The organism is Porcipelethomonas ammoniilytica, from assembly GCF_025567485.1.
In the GTDB taxonomy this organism is placed as follows: Bacteria; Bacillota; Clostridia; order Oscillospirales; family Ruminococcaceae; genus Porcipelethomonas; species Porcipelethomonas ammoniilytica.
The window spans coordinates 187,039-208,861 of the sequence record NZ_JAOQKH010000003.1; the positions used below are offsets into that span (position 1 = coordinate 187,039).

At 39.1% G+C, this 21,823-nt stretch carries 14 protein-coding genes; all 14 read left to right on the plus strand.

Features of this window, described 5'->3' with window-relative positions; genetic code table 11:
- Positions 1-28 precede the first annotated feature (28 nt).
- The 14 genes from hemC (at position 29) to guaA (ending at position 21,802) form a co-directional block, all read left to right on the plus strand.
- A complete protein-coding gene (hemC, locus tag OCV67_RS04010) occupies positions 29-889 on the plus strand; it encodes a hydroxymethylbilane synthase (RefSeq protein ID WP_178084988.1) in 861 nt (286 codons plus the stop codon).
- Positions 886-2,394, plus strand: coding sequence for a uroporphyrinogen-III C-methyltransferase (gene cobA / locus OCV67_RS04015; RefSeq protein ID WP_147642573.1), 1,509 nt, complete (start codon positions 886-888; stop codon positions 2,392-2,394). The genes hemC and cobA overlap by 4 nt, the downstream gene beginning before the upstream one ends.
- A complete protein-coding gene (hemB, locus tag OCV67_RS04020) occupies positions 2,363-3,331 on the plus strand; it encodes a porphobilinogen synthase (protein WP_147642574.1) in 969 nt (322 codons plus the stop codon). The genes cobA and hemB overlap by 32 nt, the downstream gene beginning before the upstream one ends.
- Positions 3,328-4,587, plus strand: a complete 1,260-nt coding sequence (hemL, locus tag OCV67_RS04025; RefSeq protein WP_147642575.1) for a glutamate-1-semialdehyde 2,1-aminomutase — start codon at positions 3,328-3,330, stop codon at positions 4,585-4,587. Before hemB ends, hemL begins: the two co-directional genes overlap by 4 nt.
- A gap of 96 nt (positions 4,588-4,683) precedes the next feature.
- Entirely contained in the window at positions 4,684-6,222 is a 1,539-nt protein-coding gene (cls, locus tag OCV67_RS04030) for a cardiolipin synthase (protein WP_147642576.1), read from the plus strand.
- 53 nt (positions 6,223-6,275) lie between these two features.
- On the plus strand, positions 6,276-7,115 hold the full coding sequence (locus OCV67_RS04035; protein ID WP_147642577.1) for an Mrp/NBP35 family ATP-binding protein: 840 nt from the start codon (positions 6,276-6,278) through the stop codon (positions 7,113-7,115).
- Between the two features lie 282 nt (positions 7,116-7,397).
- Positions 7,398-11,174, plus strand: a complete 3,777-nt coding sequence (gene rpoB, locus OCV67_RS04040) for a DNA-directed RNA polymerase subunit beta (protein WP_147642578.1) — start codon at positions 7,398-7,400, stop codon at positions 11,172-11,174.
- A 54-nt stretch (positions 11,175-11,228) separates the two neighbouring features.
- The gene (gene rpoC / locus OCV67_RS04045; protein ID WP_147642579.1) at positions 11,229-14,963 is read left to right on the plus strand and encodes a DNA-directed RNA polymerase subunit beta'; all 3,735 of its coding nucleotides are present in this window, start codon (positions 11,229-11,231) and stop codon (positions 14,961-14,963) included.
- Between the two features lie 236 nt (positions 14,964-15,199).
- Positions 15,200-16,744, plus strand: coding sequence for a YifB family Mg chelatase-like AAA ATPase (locus OCV67_RS04050; RefSeq protein WP_147642580.1), 1,545 nt, complete (start codon positions 15,200-15,202; stop codon positions 16,742-16,744).
- Between the two features lie 72 nt (positions 16,745-16,816).
- A complete protein-coding gene (locus OCV67_RS04055; protein ID WP_147642581.1) occupies positions 16,817-17,962 on the plus strand; it encodes an FtsW/RodA/SpoVE family cell cycle protein in 1,146 nt (381 codons plus the stop codon).
- Between the two features lie 26 nt (positions 17,963-17,988).
- Complete coding sequence (gene hydE, locus OCV67_RS04060) at positions 17,989-19,026, plus strand: [FeFe] hydrogenase H-cluster radical SAM maturase HydE (RefSeq protein ID WP_147642582.1); 1,038 nt, start codon at positions 17,989-17,991, stop codon at positions 19,024-19,026.
- Complete coding sequence (locus OCV67_RS04065) at positions 19,019-19,720, plus strand: tRNA threonylcarbamoyladenosine dehydratase (RefSeq protein WP_147642583.1); 702 nt, start codon at positions 19,019-19,021, stop codon at positions 19,718-19,720. The genes hydE and OCV67_RS04065 overlap by 8 nt, the downstream gene beginning before the upstream one ends.
- Before the next feature lie 34 nt (positions 19,721-19,754).
- Positions 19,755-20,198: a GNAT family N-acetyltransferase gene (locus OCV67_RS04070; protein WP_147642584.1), complete on the plus strand. Its 444-nt coding sequence runs from the start codon at positions 19,755-19,757 to the stop codon at positions 20,196-20,198.
- 68 nt (positions 20,199-20,266) lie between these two features.
- Positions 20,267-21,802, plus strand: a complete 1,536-nt coding sequence (gene guaA, locus OCV67_RS04075) for a glutamine-hydrolyzing GMP synthase (protein ID WP_147642585.1) — start codon at positions 20,267-20,269, stop codon at positions 21,800-21,802.
- Positions 21,803-21,823 lie beyond the last annotated feature (21 nt).

Genomic DNA, 21,823 nt, shown 5'->3' on the forward strand with positions numbered 1-21,823 from the left:
TAAAATGAAATTGAGAGATAAAAAGAGTATGAAAATTAAAATAGGAACACGAAAAAGCAGACTTGCAGTGGCTCAGACTAATATGTTTATAGAAAGATTAACATCTTTTTTTCCGGATGCAGAACCAGAAATTATTTATATCAGTACTAAAGGCGACAAAATAATTGACAAACCTCTTTCGCAAATCGGCGGCAAGGGAATCTTTGTCTCTGAAATTGAATTGGCATTACAGTGCGGAAATATTGACGTTGCTGTTCACAGTGCAAAAGACCTTCCTGTATTACTTGGGGAAAATCTTGAAATTTCAGGAGTATTGCCCAGAGGAAATTATCGTGATGTAATTGTAACCAAAAAAGAAAATCACATTAATAGTACCAAAGATTTTATTGTGGGTACCGGAAGTATACGGCGCAGGCTTAATATGAAAAAAATATATAATAAAGTAACATTTAAAGATATTCGTGGAAATGTAGACACACGCCTTTCAAAGCTTGAAAACGGCGAATATGACGCTATAATTCTTGCGGCGTCAGGTCTGGAACGTCTTGAAATTAAAACAGAAAATTACAGTATCACTGCTTTTGATTATATGGATTTTCTTCCTGCTCCATGTCAGGGAATAATTGCACTAGAGAGCCGTAAAAATGATTTTATAACGCCTGTGATACAAAAAATCAACGACATTAACACCTTTAAGGCTTTTGAAACAGAACGATGTGTAATAAGAACCTTAAACGCAGACTGTTCAATGCCTGTGGGAGCATATTCTGAATTATGCGGCGGAAAAATTACGCTTACAGTTTCGAAAGATATGAATAAAATACTGTCTGGAACCGCCGACATTTCCCATAACCTAGAATTTGCAAAGGAGTTGGTTTTAAAGTTATGAACAAGCTTGGTAAGGTTTATCTTGTGGGCGCAGGCTGCGGTGATTACGACCTGATCACTCTGCGCGGAATGAATTTGCTAAAGACTTGCGATACCGTTGTTTACGACAGCTTAATCGACTCCCGACTGCTTGATTTTACATCAGATACCACTGAAAAAATCTGCGTAGGCAAACGTGCCGGACATCACAGCGAAAAACAGGAACGGATAAACGAAATACTTGTTGAGAATGCTTTGAACGGCAAAACTGTCGTAAGATTAAAGGGCGGAGACCCTTTTGTTTTCGGCCGTGGGGGAGAAGAAATTCTTGCACTTAAAAAACATAATATTTCTTACAGTATAGTGCCGGGAATTTCTTCCGCCATAGCTGTTCCGGAACTGGCAGGAATACCGGTAACTCACAGGAAAACAAGCCGCAGCTTTCATGTTATTACTGGACACACTGCCGAGGACCTGATTCCTGAAAATATCAAAAAGTATGCATCAACTGATGAAACTCTGGTTATTTTAATGGGACTGAATAATCTGTCAAAAATTGCAGAAACTCTGATTTTAAACGGTAAGGATAAAAATACACCGGCGGCAGTTATCTCCCACGGAGCGTCTGCTAAGCAGAAAACAATTAGAAGCGACTTGAAAAATATAGCTGACGAAGTTAAAAAACATAAAATAAAAACTCCGGCTGTCATAATTATAGGAGAAACTGCCGCATTTGATTTTTCAACAAATATCAATCGTCCGCTTACGGGTGTCTCCGTTTCTGTAACTGGAACAGAAAAACTTGTGGATAAACTGTCAGAACAGCTGTACGCCCTAGGTGCTGATATTAACAAGCTTGATTACCTGCAAATATGTGAATACGGTAATAACAAGATATTTTACGATTATCTTTTAAATATCCAAAAATATAGTATGATCGTACTTACCAGTATGAATGGAGCAGAAATATTCCTTAAACATTTAAAAAAACTGAAAATTGATATCAGAAAGTTAGGAAATGTAAAATTTGCAGTTATCGGAAACGGTACGGGAGAGATACTTGAAAAAGCGGGAATATATCCTGATATCATACCCGAAATATATACTGCAAAAGAATTGGGCAAGCGTATTGCCGAAACCGTTTCCGAAACTGATAAGCTTCTGATACTAAGAGCAGAAAAAGGTTCTTCCGACCTTACAGATGTTCTTGACAAATCGGGAATTATATATGACGATATAAAAATATATGATGTGAAGATGAATAATAAAAAAGAATACGATGAGAAAATTAATTCTAATTTTATTACCTTTGCAAGCTCATCAGGCGTAAACGCATTTTTTGAAAATGGATTTTCACTGTCTGACAGTACTGAAATTATATGTATCGGCGAAGTAACATCACAGGCCCTTATAAAAAAAGGTATTGATAAATTTTATATATCCGATATACAAAACGTTCAGGGTATTATAGACACAATATTACGGGAGGTAAAAAATGAACAGATTCAGACGTATGAGAGCGAATAATCAGCTCAGAAATCTTGTGCGTGAAACGCATCTTAATAAAAGCGACTTTATATATCCCCTATTCGTAGTTGAAGGAAAAAATAAAAAAAATCCTGTGGAATCAATGCCGGATGTATTTCAGTATTCTATAGATCGAATTGATGAAATTTTAAAGGAAATAGACAGCAGCGGAATTTCCGGACTGCTTATTTTCGGTATTCCTGAACATAAAGATGAGCAAGCGTCCGAAGCATATAACTGCAATGGAATAACCCAAAAGGCAATACGTTATATAAAAAAGAAATATCCGGATATGCTCGTCATAGCAGACGTTTGCTTATGCGAATATACGTCGCACGGTCACTGCGGAGTTGTAAAAAATGATAAAGTATTAAATGATGAAACATTGCCGCTGTTATCTGCAATGGCAGTAAGTCTTGCTCAGGCAGGAGCGGATATAATCGCTCCGTCGGATATGATGGACGGCAGAGTAAATGCTATACGTCAGGCTCTTGACGAAAGCGGATTTTATGATATTCCAATATTGTCCTACAGCGCAAAGTTTGCATCCGCATATTATTCACCATTCCGTGACGCAGCTGAATCAGCGCCGTCGTTCGGCGACAGAAAGACTTATCAGATGGATTATGCAAACGGACGTGAAGCGCTGCGTGAAATTGCCGACGACATTGAGGAGAACGCCGATATGGTAATGGTAAAGCCTGCCCTTGCCTATCTTGATATTATTAAAGCTGCCCGGGACAGATACGATTTACCGATTGCCGCTTACAATGTCAGCGGAGAATATTCAATGGTAAAAGCCGGAGCAAAACTGGGCTGGATAGATGAAAAAAAGATTGTTATGGAAAATCTTACAGGAATAAAACGTGCCGGAGCTGATATTATCATTACATATCATGCTCTGGACGCTGCAAAATGGCTGGAGGAAGATATATGAACATTTCCAAGTCTCAAAAACTTTATAGTCAGGCTCTGCAATTTATGCCTGGCGGAGTAAACAGTCCTGTACGCGCATTTAAAAATGTAGGCAAAACTCCACTGTTTATTGAAAAAGCTAAAGGAAGTAGGATATATGACGCCGACGGTAATGAATACATCGATTACGTTTGCTCATGGGGTCCTAATATTCTCGGACATGCATATCCGGAAGTAATTGAAGCAGTAAAAAAAAGCTGCGACAAAGGCTTGACATTCGGCGCATGTCACAAGGGAGAAGTTGAACTGGCACAGATTATTCAGAAAAACATTCCGTCAATGGAAATGCTAAGATTGGTAAATTCGGGAACGGAAGCTGTAATGAGCGCTGTCCGTGCGGCAAGAGGATTTACTGGGCGTGACAAAATAGTAAAATTTGAGGGATGCTATCATGGACATTCCGACGGTCTGCTGGTAAAAGCAGGCTCGGGACTTCTTACAAATTCAATACCTGACAGCGCCGGAGTACCTGAAGGATTTACTGAAAATACCTTGCTTGCAAAATACAATAATATTGATTCTGTTGCTGAACTTTTTGAAAAATACGGAAGCGATATAGCATGTGTAATTGTAGAACCGTGCGCCGCAAATATGGGCGTTATACCGCCAAAGAAAGGATTTTTAAAATTTCTCAGAGATATAACCTGTCAGTATAATTCATTGCTGATTTTTGACGAGGTTATCACCGGTTTCAGATTAAGCTTAGGCGGAGCGCAGAAATATTACGGAATAATACCAGACATGACGGCTCTCGGAAAAATAGTCGGCGGCGGAATGCCTCTTGCAGCTTACGGTGGTAAAAAAGAAATTATGGAATGCGTAGCGCCGTCAGGATCAGTATATCAGGCAGGAACACTTTCCGGAAATCCGATTGCCGTTTCAGCAGGACTTGCAACGTTAAAAATTCTTCAGAACAATCCGGACATATATAATGAACTTGAAAGAAAATCGTATCTGATAGAATCTGCTGCAACAGATTCCGGACTGAATGTAAACCGAGTCGGTTCTCTGTTAACCGTTTTCTTCAATAATGCTGAAATTCAAAATTACGATAATGCAAAACAGTCTGATACAAAAAAATATTCCGAATTTTTCGGATACCTTCTGGAAAACGGAATCTATACCGCTCCGTCACAGTTTGAAGCTATGTTTGTTTCTGCCGCACACACCGATAAAGATATCGCATACACATGTGATATTATTCACAACTTCAAATAAAATACGATTATAAACGCTAAATAAACTTTAATGTTGCTAAAAAAATCAAAATATGATATAATAAAATTCAATTGACATATTGGGAGGGACAAATACTTGAAAAAATTTTTTAAAAAAATATTTAACAGAAATTTTCTTATAATACTGCTTCTTGCCGTTCAGGCTCTTTTTATGCTTGCTTGTTTTTTTAAACTTTATGAATATACTAATCTGATCTATGGCGCACAGACTATTCTGTCTCTTTTAATGGTATGCTTCGTTATAAACAAAAAGGAAACTAATCCTGCATACAAGCTTTCATGGACCATTCTAATTATGTTGATACCTATCGTTGGAGCACTAATTTATATCCTTCTTCATGCAGAACTGGGTACTCTGTTCTTCAAAGGGAAGAAAAATCAGATCATAAAAATGACAAAACCATTGATCCCTCAGGACAAAAACATTCTATACGATCTTGAAAGAGAAAGTATTTATATGGCTCATCTTGCAAAGTACGTAAATGATTACGGCGGATATCCTATATATAAAAATACGACTGTTGAATATTATAGCGTCGGCGAAGAAAAATACGCTTCTATGCTTTATGAGCTGGAAAAAGCAGAGCGTTTTATTTTTATGGAATATTTCATTATTGATCATGGCAAAATGTGGAATACCATACTTGATATTCTTGAAAGAAAAGCAGAACAGGGCGTCGAAGTAAGACTTTTATACGACGGTATGGGAAGCCAGTTTCTTCTGCCTAATCACTACGATAAATATCTGGAAACCAAAGGTATAAAATGCCGTATATTCAATGAATTCAGACCTTTCCTTTCAACTGCGCAAAACAACCGCGATCACAGAAAAATTTTGGTAATAGACGGAACGACTGCATTTAACGGCGGCGTAAACCTGGCTGATGAATATATAAATGAAAAAGAACGTTTCGGTCATTGGAAGGATACCGCAGTAATGCTTAAAGGCGAAGCTGTATGGAGCTTTACCGTTATGTTTATACAAATGTGGGAATGGAAAACCAAACAACTGAGCGATTATGAAAAATACAGACCGGCAAATATATCCCAATTTAATCGTATAAGCGAAGGATACGTTCTGCCGTACGGCGACTCCCCTACTGACAATGAGCCTGTAGGAGAATTGGTATATCTTAATATTATTAATAAAGCCCAAAAATACGTTTATATAACTACTCCGTATTTGGTTATTGACAATGAAATGATAACGGCGTTGGGATTTGCAGTTAAAAGCGGCGTTGACGTAAAAATTATAGTCCCTCACATTGCAGATAAATGGTATGTAAATATATTGAGTTGGAATTATTATAAGGAACTTATTAATCTGGGTGTTAAGATTTATGAATATATGCCGGGCTTTATACATGCGAAAAATTTCGTTTCAGACGACAGTACTGCAATAGTGGGAACAATAAACATGGATTACAGAAGTCTGTATCTTCATTTTGAATGCGCAACGCTGATGTATAAAACACCTTCTGTTTCAAGAATTAAAATGGATTTTTTGAATACTCTTGCAAAATCACGAAAAATAACCATGGAGGACTGTAAAAAACGTCCTTTAATTAAAAGGATTATCGGCGGAATTTTCAGAATGATCGCTCCCCTTATGTAATTCTTTATAACAAAAAATTTAGCCGTAATTATACGGCGGAATGGAGAAATATTATGAGTGAATGTACACACGACTGTTCATCATGCAGCCAGGACTGCGGTGAAAGAGACAAAACAAGCATGCTGGAAAAGCCGCATGCTCAAAGCAGAATAAAAAAAGTTATAGGTATCGTCAGCGGAAAAGGCGGCGTAGGAAAATCAATAGTTTCCTCAATACTTGCCGTAAACATGAACAGAAAGGGATTTAAAACCGCTGTTCTGGACGCTGATATTACCGGTCCGTCTATTCCTAAAGCCTTTGGTATAAAAGAAAAAGCAGCGGGTTCTGAAGAAGGTATTTTCCCGGCTGAAAGCGCTACAGGTATTAATATTATGTCTGTAAATCTTATGTTGGAAAACGATACGGATCCTGTTATTTGGAGAGGTCCTGTTATCGCCGGAGTAGTTAAACAGTTCTGGACCGACGTAATGTGGGGAGATATTGACTATATGTTTGTCGATATGCCTCCGGGAACCGGCGACGTTCCCCTTACAGTTTTTCAGTCTATACCAGTTGACGGTATCATTGTAGTAACTTCTCCTCAGGAGCTTGTCTCAATGATTGTTGCAAAAGCCGTTAAAATGGCTGAAATGATGGATATTCCTATAATTGGTATAGTTGAAAATATGAGTTACGCTCAGTGTCCTGACTGCGGTAAGAAAATAAATATTTTCGGCGAAAGCAAGCTTGATAAGGTAGCGGAAGAATATAATCTGAAAGTACTGGGCAGACTTCCGATTGATCCGAAGCTTGCAGCAGCCTGTGATAAAGGAGCTATTGAGCTTTATTCCGGAAACTGGTTAGATGAAGCGTCAGATATAATTGAAAGCGTTGAAAATCGACAGTGCGATTGAGTTAAGCAATAAAATTTCAGCACTTATAAAATAAATTTTAAGCGGACGGTTAAACGTCCGCTTAAAATTTTGTAAAAAGCACTTGACAAATTTAAAAAAATGTACTATAATTATAAAATGTATCAATATGACTGAACAGATTTCTTGACAAAATAGTATAACATATATTTGATTTTATGTCAAGATGCTTTTTTGAAAAAATACGGAATTAAAAAAATCCGTGAGAAGTAATCCGTTCCGGCAGTAAAAAAACTGCTGTAAAAAACAAGGAGGTCTCCGCCTATGGTAAATGTCAAGCCAAAGCAGCTTGGAAAGAATGTCAGAATGAGCTTCGGTAAAATTAACGAAGCGTTGGAAATTCCGAATCTTATCGAGGTGCAGAAAAATTCCTATCAATGGTTTAAAAATGAAGGTTTGAAAGAAGTTTTCCGTGATGTTTCCGCTATTACTGATTACAACGGAAATCTGGTACTTAATTTTGTTGACTACAAAATTGACGATACTCCAAAATATACCATTGCCGAATGCAAGGAAAGAGATGTGACCTATGCAGCTCCGCTGAGAGTTACCGCTACACTTTGGAATAAGGAAACCGGCGATGTTAAGGAAAGCGAAATTTTCATGGGCGATTTTCCGCTTATGACTGAAAGCGGTACTTTTATCATCAACGGTGCTGAACGTGTTATTGTTTCACAGCTTGTTCGTTCCCCCGGTGTTTATTACTCTTTTGAAAAAGATAAAACAGGTAAGGATTTATTTAAAGCTACCGTTATTCCTAACCGGGGCGCATGGCTCGAATACGAAATGGATTCAAGTGACGTTGTTTACGTAAGAATTGATAAAAACAGAAAAATACCTCTTACAACATTTATCAGAGCTATCGGCGTAAGCTCAGACGAAGAAATTTTCGATCTTTTCGGTTCGGACGACAGATTGGCTCAGACCATTCTTCAAAAAGACGGAACAAAGAACAATTCAGATGCTCTGATCGACGTATATAAAAAGCTTCGTCCGGGCGAACCGCCTACAGTTGAAAGTGCAATTGCACATCTAAATAATCTTTTCTTTGACGCCAAGAGATACGACCTTGCAAGATTCGGACGTTATAAATTTAATAAGAAGCTAGGCGTAGGAACACGTATTTCCGGTCATATTCTATCCAGACCCGTTATCAATCCTCTGACAGGGGAAATCATGGCTGACGAAGGAGAGAAAATTTCCTTTGATAAGGCTATGGAAATTGAACAGGCAGGTGTGTACGAAGTTTACCTGACTGTTGAAGTAAAAGAATACTATGTCACTGAAACCGGAGAAAACGCTACCAGAATGGTAGAAAAAGAAGTTAAGGTTATTGGTAACGGCATGGTAGATATTACCGGATATGTCGATTTTGATGTTGAACAGTACGGCATTAATGAAAAAGTTTCTTTCAAGGTTCTCAAGGATATTCTTGAAACATCTGCTGACGCCGAAGAAATTGAGGAAAATGTCAAAAAAAGAGTTGACGAGCTTGTTCCAAAACACATTATTCTCGATGACATTTACGCTACGATCAGCCATTTTCTGAATCTTTGCGAGGGTGTCGGATTCGTGGACGATATCGACCATCTCGGAAACAGACGTATCCGTTCTGTAGGCGAGCTGCTCCAGAATCAGTTCAGAATCGGTTTTGCCAGAATGGAAAGAGTTGTCAAGGAAAGAATGAATCTCCAGTCTCAGGATATGGAGACTATAACTCCTCAGGCACTTGTAAATATAAGACCTATAACTGCCGCAATCAAAGAATTTTTCGGTTCATCACCGCTTTCGCAGTTCATGGATCAGAATAATCCTCTTGCAGAGCTTACTCATAAAAGACGTCTTTCAGCGCTTGGTCCCGGAGGTCTTTCAAGAGATAGAGCCGGATTTGAGGTTCGTGACGTACACTACAGCCATTACGGAAGAATGTGTCCTATCGAAACTCCTGAAGGACCTAACATTGGTCTGATATCATATCTTGCTACATTCGCAAGAATTAATGAGTACGGTTTTATTGAAGCACCTTACCGAAGAGTTGACAAGGAAACCGGCGTTGTAACAAACGAAGTTGTCTACATGACCGCTGATGTTGAGGATAACTTTATAGTAGCACAGGCCAATGAACCGCTGACAGAAGAAGGCAAATTAGCAAGACCTAAGGTAAACGCCCGTTACCGTGACAAGATCCTTGAATGTGAACGTGAGCTTGTCGACTATATGGACGTGTCTCCTAAGATGGTTGTATCAGTCGCTACCGCTATGATTCCGTTCCTTGAAAACGACGACGCTAACAGAGCGCTGATGGGTGCAAACATGCAGAGACAGGCTGTACCGCTTCTTAAAACTGAAAGACCTTATGTCGGTACAGGTATGGAATATAAGGCTGCTGTGGACTCAGGAGTATGTATTATTGCAAAGCAGGACGGTATAGTCCATTCAGTAAGCGCCGACGAAATTATCATAAAAGACGATGTCGGTCTTGAGTATAGATATAAGCTTACTAAATTCAAGCGTTCCAATCAGGGAACATGCGTAAATCAGAGACCAATAGTTAATAAGGGCGAAAGGGTTGAAAAGGGTCAGGTTCTGGCAGACGGTCCTGCAACTGCCGACGGTGAGGTTTCACTGGGTAAGAATGCTCTAATCGGTTTTATGACTTGGGAAGGCTACAACTACGAGGACGCTGTACTGCTTAACGAGAACCTAGTTAAAAATGACGTGTTTACGTCTATTCATATAGAAGAATATGAAATTGAATGCCGTGATACAAAGCTTGGTCCGGAAGAAATAACAAGGGATATTCCAAACGTCGGCGACGATGCTCTTAAAGACCTTGATGAAAATGGTATTATCAGAATCGGTGCAGAAGTTCATGCCGGAGATATTCTTGTCGGTAAGGTTACCCCTAAGGGCGAAACAGAGCTTACGGCTGAAGAAAGACTTCTAAGAGCTATTTTCGGTGAAAAGGCAAGAGAAGTAAGAGATAATTCACTTAAAGTGCCTCACGGCGAATCAGGCGTTATTGTTGACGTTAAAGTATTTACAAGAGAAAACTGTGATGAATTAAGCCCTGGTGTAAATATGCTTGTACGCTGTTACATCGCTCAGAAGAGAAAGATATCAGTCGGAGATAAAATGGCCGGACGTCACGGTAACAAGGGTGTCGTTTCGAGAATTCTTCCACAGGAAGATATGCCGTTCCTGCCGGACGGTACACCGCTTGATATCGTACTGAATCCTTTGGGCGTTCCTTCACGTATGAATATCGGTCAGGTTCTTGAAGTTCATCTGGGTATGGCTGCAAAAGCACTTGGCTGGCATATTATGACTCCTGTATTTGACGGCGCTCACGAAGATGATATCAGAGCATGCTTCAGAGCAGCAGGAATGGACGAGGACGGTAAAACCATACTTTACGACGGTCGTACTGGAGAACAGTTTGATAACCGTGTTACAGTAGGATATATGTATTATCTCAAGCTTCACCATCTCGTTGACGATAAGATCCATGCACGTTCAGTAGGTCCGTATTCACTGGTTACTCAGCAGCCGTTGGGCGGTAAGGCTCAATTCGGCGGTCAGAGATTCGGGGAAATGGAAGTTTGGGCGCTGGAAGCTTATGGTGCTGCTTATACCTTGCAGGAAATTCTGACGGTAAAATCAGACGATACTGTAGGACGTGTAAACACTTACGAGTCAATTGTAAAGGGACAAAATGTTCCGAAACCGGGTATTCCTGAATCCTTCAAGGTTCTTATCAAGGAACTTCAATCACTTTGTCTGGACGTCAGAGTACTTGATGAAAACCAGGAAGAAATTGATCTTAAGCAGTCATTTGACGATGATGATATTATACCTCAGCCTGTATCATTTGAAGATGAAAATGCAGATGCAGACACATATAATGATACAGAAATGGAAGACGCCGGATTTTCTCTGGAAGACAATGAAGACGATGATGAGATTCTGGAGGATCTGGATGATTCTGACTCCGATGATATGTTCAGCTTTGATCTTTCAATGGACGATGATGATATCTAATACTACGCACATTGGAATAGCCATTTCCCGTGCGACTGACTAGGAGGTAACGGTTTGGAATTTAATACTTTTGATTCAATAAAAATCGGTCTTGCATCCCCTGAGCAGATAAGAAGCTGGTCATACGGTGTTGTTGAAAGACCTGAAACTATAAATTACAGAACCCAGAAACCCGAAAGGGACGGTCTTTTCTGTGAAAGAATATTCGGACCTACCAAGGACTGGGAATGTCACTGCGGAAAGTTCAAGAAAATACGTTTTAAGGGTAAGGTCTGCGACCGCTGCGGCGTTGAAGTTACCCGCGCAAAGGTAAGACGTGAAAGAATGGGTCACATCGAACTTTCAGCTCCGGTTTCACATATATGGTATTTTAAGGGAACGCCTTCCAGAATAGGTCAGGTGCTTGAAATATCACAAAAGCGTCTTGAAGAAATTCTTTATTTTACAAAGTATATTGTTCTTGACCCGGGCAATACCGGAGAGCTTATTAAAAAACAGCTCCTTTCCGAAAAAGAATATCTTGACGCCAGAGAAAAATACGGTGATGATTTTGTTGCCGAAATGGGTGCGGAAGCTATTCAGAAGCTTCTTCATGAATATGATCCTGAAAGATACGACGTATATAAAAACAGACTTATAAACTCAGGAAAAATATCTCTGGGCGGAAAAAAAGCGGAATGTACACATTCTCCTCTGACATGCGAATGTGATGAATGCAAGACTTTTGCTGAGCTCGATACTGAGTGGAGAAACAATCTTGAGGTTGTTTCAGACGATCTGAAAGAAGAACTTAAAGGTCTTCCAACCGGTCAGAAGAAAATCAAGCTTTTAAAAAGGCTTGAAATAATCGAAGCATTCAGACTTTCCGGAAATAAACCGGAATGGATGATACTGAATGTAATTCCGGTAATTCCTCCGGATATACGTCCTATGGTTATGCTGGACGGCGGACGTTATGCTACTTCAGACCTTAATGATCTTTACAGACGTGTTATAAACAGAAATAACCGTCTTAAGAGAATGCTTGAACTTGAAGCTCCTGATATCATTATCAGGAATGAAAAAAGAATGCTTCAGGAAGCCGTTGACGCTCTTATTGACAACGGCCGTCACGGCAGACCTGTAACAGGTCCTAATAACCGTGCGCTGAAATCACTATCTGATATGCTTAAGGGTAAACAGGGACGTTTCCGTCAGAATCTTCTTGGTAAGCGTGTAGACTATTCTGGACGTTCGGTTATCGTAGTCGGACCTGAACTTAAAATGTATCAGTGCGGTCTTCCAAAGGAAATGGCACTGGAGCTTTTCAAGCCTTTCGTACTGAAAAGACTGGTAGATACAAAGGTCATTGCTAATATAAAGAGTGCAAGAAAAATGGTTGACAGAGCTTCAACAGAAGTATGGGATGCTCTTGAAAATGTAATTAAGGATCACCCTGTAATGCTCAACCGTGCCCCCACGCTTCACAGACTGGGTATTCAGGCGTTTGAACCTGTTCTGGTTGAGGGACGTGCAATCAAGCTTCATCCGCTGGTTTGTACAGCTTTTAACGCTGACTTTGACGGCGACCAGATGGCAGTTCATCTGCCTCTTTCAGCAGAAGCACAGGCAGAAGCACGATTCCTTATGCTTGCAGCAAATAACCTGTTAAAACCTTCCGACGGTTGTCCTGTTGCCGTACCTTCACAGGATATGGTACTTGGCTCTTATTACCTGACAATGCAGAAGGAAGGAGAAAAGGGCGAAGGCAAGGTTTTCAGAGACGTTAATGAAGCTCTTATGGCATATCATGAACACGACGTTTCACTTCATGCCGCAATCAAGGTAAGAATTACAAAGGATATCGGCGATAAAACAGTTTCCAAGATAATCGACTGTACAGTAGGACGTCTGATATTCAACGAAAGTATCCCACAGAATCTGGGATATGTTGACAGAACTAATTCCGATAAGCAGTTTGATCTTGAAATTGCATTCCTCGTAGGTAAAAAACAGCTTTCAAATATTATTGAAAGATGTATAAGAATTCACGGTACAACTACAACTTCGGAAGTGCTTGATAAAATCAAGGCTCTCGGATTTAAATATTCAACACAGGCATCTATTACCGTTGCCGTTTGCGACGCTACGATACCTCCGCAGAAAAAGGATATTCTTGCAGAGGCTGACAAGAAAATTGATGTTATCACAAAACAATACGACTACGGTTATATTTCATCAGAAGAAAAATCAAAGAAAGTAATCGACGTATGGAACAAGGCTACCGATGATGTTACAACTGCACTGAAAACAGGACTTGATAAATATAATCCTATTTTCATGATGGCTGATTCCGGTGCCCGTGGTAGTATCAATCAGATAAGACAGCTTGCCGGTATGCGTGGACTTATTGCAAATACTTCCGGTACTACAATCGAGATTCCTATCAGAGCCAATTACCGTGAAGGTCTTAACATTCTGGAATACTTCATTTCTTCACGAGGCGCCAGAAAAGGTCTTGCCGATACCGCTCTTCGTACCGCCGATTCAGGTTACCTTACAAGACGTCTTGTCGATGTATCACAGGACGTTATTATCAGTGAGCATGACTGTCATGCTGCCGACGGTATTGAAGTTTATGAAATCAGAAACGGCAATGAAATTATTGAACCGCTGATTGAAAGACTTTTAGGAAGATACCTTGTTGACGATCTGAAAGACTCTGCAACCGGTGAGATTATTATGTCCAAAGATAAGATCATTACTGAAGCAGACGCAAAGAGAATCTGTGAATCCGGCGTTGAAAGAATTAAGATCCGTTCTGTTCTTCATTGCAAATCCAAACACGGCGTATGTGCGAAATGTTATGGCGCTAACCTTGCAAACGGTAATCTTGTTGCCGTTGGTGAAGCTGTCGGTATCATTGCCGCACAGTCAATCGGTGAACCTGGTACGCAGCTTACAATGAGAACTTTCCATACAGGCGGTATTGCGTCTGCGGAAGATATTACACAGGGTCTGCCTCGTGTCGAGGAACTGTTTGAGGCAAGACGACCTAAAAATGCTGCTATACTTTCTAAAATTGACGGCGTTGTTCATATTGAAGAAATCAAGACTACCAGAAATGTTATCGTCACAAATCATGAAACAAATGAATCTGAAACGTATATGGTACCTTACAATTTCAAGATCAGAGTTAAGGAAAATGAAGTAATTGAAAAGGGTACAAAGCTGACTGAGGGTAACGTTTATCCGTCTGATATTCTCAGCATTCTCGGTGTTCAGGCAGTTCAGAATTATATTATTCATGAAGTTCAGAAGGTTTACCGCTTACAGGGTGTTGACATCAACGATAAGCACATCGAAGTAATCGTTCGTCAAATGCTCAGAAAGATCAAGGTTGACGAATCAGGAAGCAGCTATCTTCTTCCCGGAGCAATGGTTGATAAAAAAGAAGTGGACGCTATTAACAATTCAATCAGAGACAGAATGGAAAACGGAGAAGAAAATCTTGAATATGTTACCGTTCTTCCTGTACTTCAGGGTATTACAAAAGCGTCTTCAAGCTCTGACAGTTTCCTGTCGGCGGCATCATTCCAGGAAACAACCAAGGCTCTCACTGACGCCGCAATCAGAGGCAAAAGCGATAAGCTTCTTGGTCTTAAGGAAAATGTTATTATCGGTAAACTTATTCCTGCCGGTACTGGTATGGATATTTACAATAAGGTTTCGGTTGTAAGAAATGAAGGATATGGAGCTGAACAGCATTCTTCATCACCGTCTCCGACAGTTACAATCCCTAATATATAAAATTACGGTCAAAAGCAAGTATTTTTGACCAGCGGCATAGTCCTGTTAAGGGATTATGCCGCTTTTTGTAACTTACCATATAAAATATTTTATCCAAATCCATATAATGTGAACCAAGCTAAAAATATACATACCTGGAAAAAATATTTTTCTCTTTAATTTGATATTTATTTACATTTTCCCTCAAACATGATATAATATATGTAATTGTAAATTACATACCGGAGGGGCATTTTATGTTTGCAAAAATTAACAGTCTTGGTCTTTTCGGACTGAATGCATTCAATGTTGATGTTGAAATAGAAATAAGCCGTGGAATTCCGGCATTTGATATCGTAGGACTTCCCGATCTTGTAGTAAAGGAAAGCCGTGAAAGAATAAAAGCATCTATGAGATGCTGCAATATAGAATTTCCCGTGGCTAAGGTAATGGTAAACCTCGCCCCTGCCGGAACAAGAAAAAGCGGTTCTGTTCACGATATTGCTATACTTGTTGCCGTACTGAAAGCCGCAGGCTATATTAAAGAAAATCTTGACTCCTGCTGCTTCATCGGAGAACTTTCATTAAACGGTACCCTGCGTCCTATAGAAGGCGTCCTGCCTATGGTTCTGCTTGCAAGAGAAACCGGTTTTAAATCAGTATTCGTACCCAAGGACAATGCTTTTGAAGCTTCCGTTGCCGAAGGTATCGACATATATGCAGCCGAATCTGTATCACAAATCCTTGACCATTTTACAATGCGTACAAGAATTGAAAAACAACCGAAATTCATACCTGAAAATAAACCGGAAAACTATACGTTTGATTTTTCAGATGTCAAAGGTCAAAAAACAGCCAAAGCAGCTCTTGAAATTGCCGCAGCTGGAGGACATAATGCACTTCTTATCGGTACTCCCGGAAGCGGAAAAAGTATGCTGGCAAAGCGAATGCCTTCTATACTTCCGGAAATGACATTTGAAGAATCAATTGAAACTACAAAAATACATTCAATATCCGGATTGCTCGACCCCAAATCGCCGTTAGTTACCGAAAGACCTTTCCGGACTCCCCATCATACTATTTCTGCCGCCGGTCTTGCCGGAGGCGGTTCAATACCCAAACCCGGAGAAATTTCTCTTGCTCATAACGGTCTACTTTTTCTGGACGAACTTGCGGAATTTGACCGCAAAACACTTGAAATATTAAGACAGCCTCTGGAGGACGGAAAAGTCACTATTTCAAGAGCGGCAGGAACAGTGGTTTATCCGGCATCAATAATGCTCATAGCAGCAATGAACCCCTGTCCCTGCGGCTATTACGGACATCCCGGAAACAAATGCCGTTGCTCTCACAAACAGGTTTCAACATATCTTTCCAAAATATCCGGACCCCTTCTGGACAGATTTGATCTGCATATTGAAGCCGCTCCTGTTGAATTTCAGGATCTTTCATCAAATAAAAAAGAAGAATCCTCTTCTGAAATACGAAAAAGAGTAACAAAAGCCAGAGATATACAAAATGAAAGATTTAAAAACAGTAAAATAAACTGCAATGCAAATATAACTCCTGACAGGCTTCAGGAATTCTGTATGATGAGTGACAGCGCCAAAGCTTTTATCGGAAACGCTTTTGACAAGCTTGGTTTATCTGCAAGAGCATATGACAGAATTCTGAAAGTTGCAAGAACAATTGCTGATCTGAAATCCAGCGAAATAATAGAAAAAGAACATATATCCGCTGCTATACAGTTCAGAAGCCTTGATAGAAAATATTGGAATATGGAACAAGACAACAGTAAATAATTTCAGAATCTATTCGTGAATACTCATGAAAACAGATTCTTATTACTCGGCAAACAGAAGAAAGGTAAAATTATGAATACACTTGTTAAAAAAATCTCCAAATACTATAAACGTCTTGATAAGGGACTGCTTATAGCAGTAACGGTATGTGCGCTGATAGGCGTAATTATGCTTTATTCCATGTATAAAGTCGGTATAGGAGACATTGAAAAGCGTACCTATATTATACAGCTTATATCTACCGGACTCGGAATTGCAGTATGCTTCATTATAGCGTCAATTGATTATCATCATCTGGTTAAATTGTGGTTTCTATATGCTCCTGCCTCTATTGCTCTTGTGCTACTGACTTTTACCGGTCTGGGTCTCCAGCGCGCCGGAGCAGATGACAGAGCGTGGCTTAATCTGGGATTCACTACCCTTCAGCCTTCGGAATTCCTGAAGCTTGCTTTTATTCTTACTTTTTCATTTCATCTTTACAAAGATGAAGAAAACATAAATCATCCGCTTCATCTTTTGTTATTGATTATTCACGGAGCAATACCAATCGGACTTGTGGCGCTGCAAGGAGACTACGGTACGGCTATGGTGTTTATTCTTATGTTTGTAGTAATGCTGTTTTCAGCAGGACTTTCTATAAAATATATAATTGCTGCGATTGTAATTACTCCTCCGGCAATATATCTTCTCTGGAACTATGGATTACAATCTCTTCATAAAAATCGTATTTTAGTGCTTATACACCCGGGAACTGATCCTATGGGACTTGAATATCAGCAGAATTTAGGTCTTGCCGCTCTGGGTTCGGGAAAATTATTTGGTAAAGGTCTCTTTGGAAATAAAGATGATTATGTAATTGTTCCTGAAATGCACAACGACTTTATTTTCTCATATATTGGTCAAGTATTTGGATTTGTAGGAGCAATTGCAGTAATCTTAATACTTGCTTACATCTGTATAAAAATACTTAATAACAGCAGAAATACAATGGACAAGCTGGGAAAGCTTATTTGTCTGGGGACATTTGCTATGATCTTTACTCACTGTTTTATGAACATAGGAATGGTTCTGAAAGTAATGCCTGTTATCGGAATTCCTTTGCCGTTTTTCAGTGCCGGCGGAACTGCGCTTCTCAGCATGTATATAGCAATCGGACTGGTTTTAAGCTGTTATGCGCACAATGATAAAAAATACAGAATGTTCTATGATTATGATTAAAATAATATTATTAATTGGAGATTTCTATGAATATTAAAGAGATAATTGACAGAATCTCAAGCACTCATATGGCTGAAAAGAAAGATATTATTGCAATTATAGAAAACAACTCTAATGATGAATATCTTTTTGAATCAGCTGACAAAATCAGAAAACAGATATATGGTAAAGACGTTTATATCAGAGGATTAATTGAACTATCAAATTACTGCAAAAATAACTGCCTTTACTGCGGTATACGCCGTGATAACCATAAAATTAACCGGTACAGACTGACGGAACAGGACATTCTGCTGTGCTGTGATACCGGATATGAGCTTGGCTTCCGTACCTTTGTACTGCAAAGCGGTGAAGATTCATTTTTCAGCGACAGCGTACTTTGCAGTATCATCTCTAAAATAAAAGGAAAATATCCGGATTGTGCGGTAACCCTTTCTCTCGGAGAGCGCACAGAAGAAAGCTATAAAGCATTATTTAATGCCGGTGCAGATAGGTATCTGCTGAGACATGAAACTGCAACTAAATCACACTATGAAAAACTTCACCCTGAAGAAATGTCCTTTGACAACCGAATAGAATGTTTGAAAACATTAAAGAAAATCGGTTTTCAGACAGGCGCAGGATTTATGGTAGGTTCCCCTTTTCAAACTCATGACAATCTTGTGGAAGATCTGCTGTTTATTAAAAAATTAGAACCAGAAATGGTTGGAATCGGTCCGTTTATTTCACATAATGAAACACCATTTAAGGATTTTAAAAACGGTACTCTCAGAGATACTTTGGTTGTGGTTGCTCTTACACGTCTTCTCCTCCCCCATGCCTTGATCCCGTCAACTACCGCCTTGGGAACTATAAATCCCAAAGGAAGAGAACTTGGACTAAAAGCAGGAGCTAATGTAGTAATGCCGAATCTGTCTCCGGTAAAATTCAGAAAGCTTTATTCCCTTTACGATAATAAAATCTGTATGGGAGATGAAGCAGCAGAATGCAGAAAATGCCTTGAAAGACGAGTTGAATCAGCTGGATATAAAATTGTAACAGACAGAGGTGATTGGCGTGCTTAATGAATTTTCAAGAACAGAACTTCTGCTTGGACAAGACGGTATGAAAAAGCTGAAAAGTTCATCAGTTGCAATTTTCGGCGTAGGAGGAGTTGGATCTTGTATTGCCGAAGCTCTTGCCAGATGCGGTGTGGGAAAGCTTATACTTATTGATAATGACGAAGTGACAATAACTAATCTGAATCGCCAGCTTATTGCTCTTCATTCTACTATCGGTAAGAAGAAAGTATATGTTGCTAAAGAAAGAATACTTGACATAAATCCTAATGCAAACGTTGTCGCACTGGACTGCTTTTATACCGGCAGCGAAATTGATTTATCCGGATTCGACTACATTGCCGATGCTATCGATACCGTTTCTTCTAAGCTGACTTTGATTGAAAATGCAAATAAGCAAAATGTTCCTGTTATTTCTTCTATGGGTACAGGAAACAAACTTGATCCTACAAAGCTCATAGTAACCGACATATACAAAACAGAAATGTGTCCCCTTGCAAAGATCATGAGACATGAACTGAAAAAAAGAAATGTAAAAAAACTAAAAGTAGTTTATTCCACGGAAAAACCTTGTGAACATAAAGCAGAAAGCAAGGAAATAACGACAAAGCGAAAAACTATAGGAAGCGTTTCATTTGTTCCGTCAGTTGCAGGACTTATTATTGCAGGAGAAATTGTTAAGGATATTTGTACAAATTGATTTTAAGGACTGAACAGAACACAGTTTATATATTATGAAAATTACAGAAATTAAAGAAAACAAGAAACAATACATAAATTTACTTCTTCTTGCCGATGAACAGGAAGATATGATTGACCTCTATTTGAATAGAGGAATTATGTATGTTTTAAATAATAACGGAACAAAAGCAATCTGCATTATAACCGATGAAGGCAACGGCATACTGGAAATCAAAAACATTGCGACAGTTCCAGAACATCAGCATAAGGGGTATGGCAGAAAACTTATTGATTTTATCGTTAATAAATATAAAGATAAATATGATATTTTACAGGTTGGAACCGGAAACAGTCCCTTAACCGTACCATTTTATGAAAAATGTGGATTTAGAAAATCCCATATTATTAAAAATTTCTTTATAGATAATTATGATCATCCTATTTTTGAATGCGGTCAGCAATTAATTGATATGATATATTTTCAAATGAAATTATGAAAAACAGTTGCAATTTTTATCGAAAAATGGCATAATATAAATATTAAATTCAATCAAAGGAGTTAAATATGAATCATCAGCTTTGTTTAATTTTGAATTTCGGCGGTCAGTACAATCAGCTGATTGCAAGAAGAGTACGTGAATGCGGAGTTTACTGCGAGGTTATCAGCCGTAAAACTCCAATTGAAGAAATAAAGAAAAGAAAACCAACAGGTATCATTTTTACAGGCGGTCCAAACAGCGTTTACGCTGAAAACGCTCCAAGAATTGACAAGGAAATTTTTGAATTAGGTATCCCTGTTCTGGGTATATGCTACGGCTGTCAGCTTATGGCTTTTACTCTTGGAGGTACTGTATCTACAGCTGAAATGAGAGAATACGGCAAAACTGAAACAAATTACGATGTACAAAGCAAACTTTTCAATGAACTTCCTGAAAAAGGCATTTCATGGATGAGCCACACTGATTACATATCAAAGCTTCCCGATGGCTTCAAGGCTTCTGCATATTCTGATTCCTGTCCGGCAGCAGCTATTGAAAATGAAGATAAAAAGCTGTACGGCATACAGTTCCATCCTGAAGTTAATCATACCGAAAATGGCGTAGCTATGCTCAGAAACTTCCTTTACAATGTATGTGGATTCACAGGCGATTGGTCAATGGAAAATTACGTTAAAACAGCTATTGCCGATATCCGTGCTAAAGTCGGCGATAAAAAAGTCTTATTAGCCCTGTCAGGCGGAGTTGACAGTTCTGTTGCTGCCGCACTTCTGTCAAAAGCAGTCGGAAAACAGGTTACAAGTATTTTTGTTGACCATGGTTTTCTTAGAAAAAATGAGGGTGATGAAGTCGAAAAAGCTTTTGCAGACTGGGATATTAATTTTGTAAGAGTTGACGCATCAAAGTATTTTATAGAAAAGCTTAAAGGCGTTTCCGATCCGGAACAGAAAAGAAAAATTATTGGTGCTGAATTTATAAATGTTTTTGAAAAAGAAGCTAAAAAAATAGGTACTGTAGATTATCTTGTTCAGGGAACGATTTATCCTGATGTTATTGAAAGCGGCGATGATGACGAAGCAGCAGTCATAAAATCTCATCATAATGTCGGAGGACTTCCCGACCATGTTGATTTTAAAGAAATTATTGAGCCATTACGACTTCTTTTTAAAGACGAAGTGAGAAAACTTGGTACAGAACTTGGTCTGCCTTATGAACTGGTAAGCCGTCAGCCGTTCCCTGGTCCGGGACTTGCCATCAGAATTATCGGTGATCTCGATGAAAATAAGGTTAAAATTCTTCAGGAAGCAGACTATATTTTCCGTGAGGAAATTTCAAAAGCCGGATTAGATAAAGATATTCATCAGTATTTTGCAGTGCTTACAAATACTAGAACGGTAGGCGTCATGGGTGACGCAAGAACATATGATTATGTTCTTGCTCTCAGAGGGGTTACTACAACTGATTTCATGACCGCCGATTTCGCTAAAATTCCATATGACATACTTGAAAAAATATCTGCCAGAATAGTTAATGAAGTAAAGAATGTTAATAGAATTGTCTACGATATTACCACTAAACCACCTGCTTCAATAGAGTGGGAATAATGTCAAAAGCTGAATAAACGG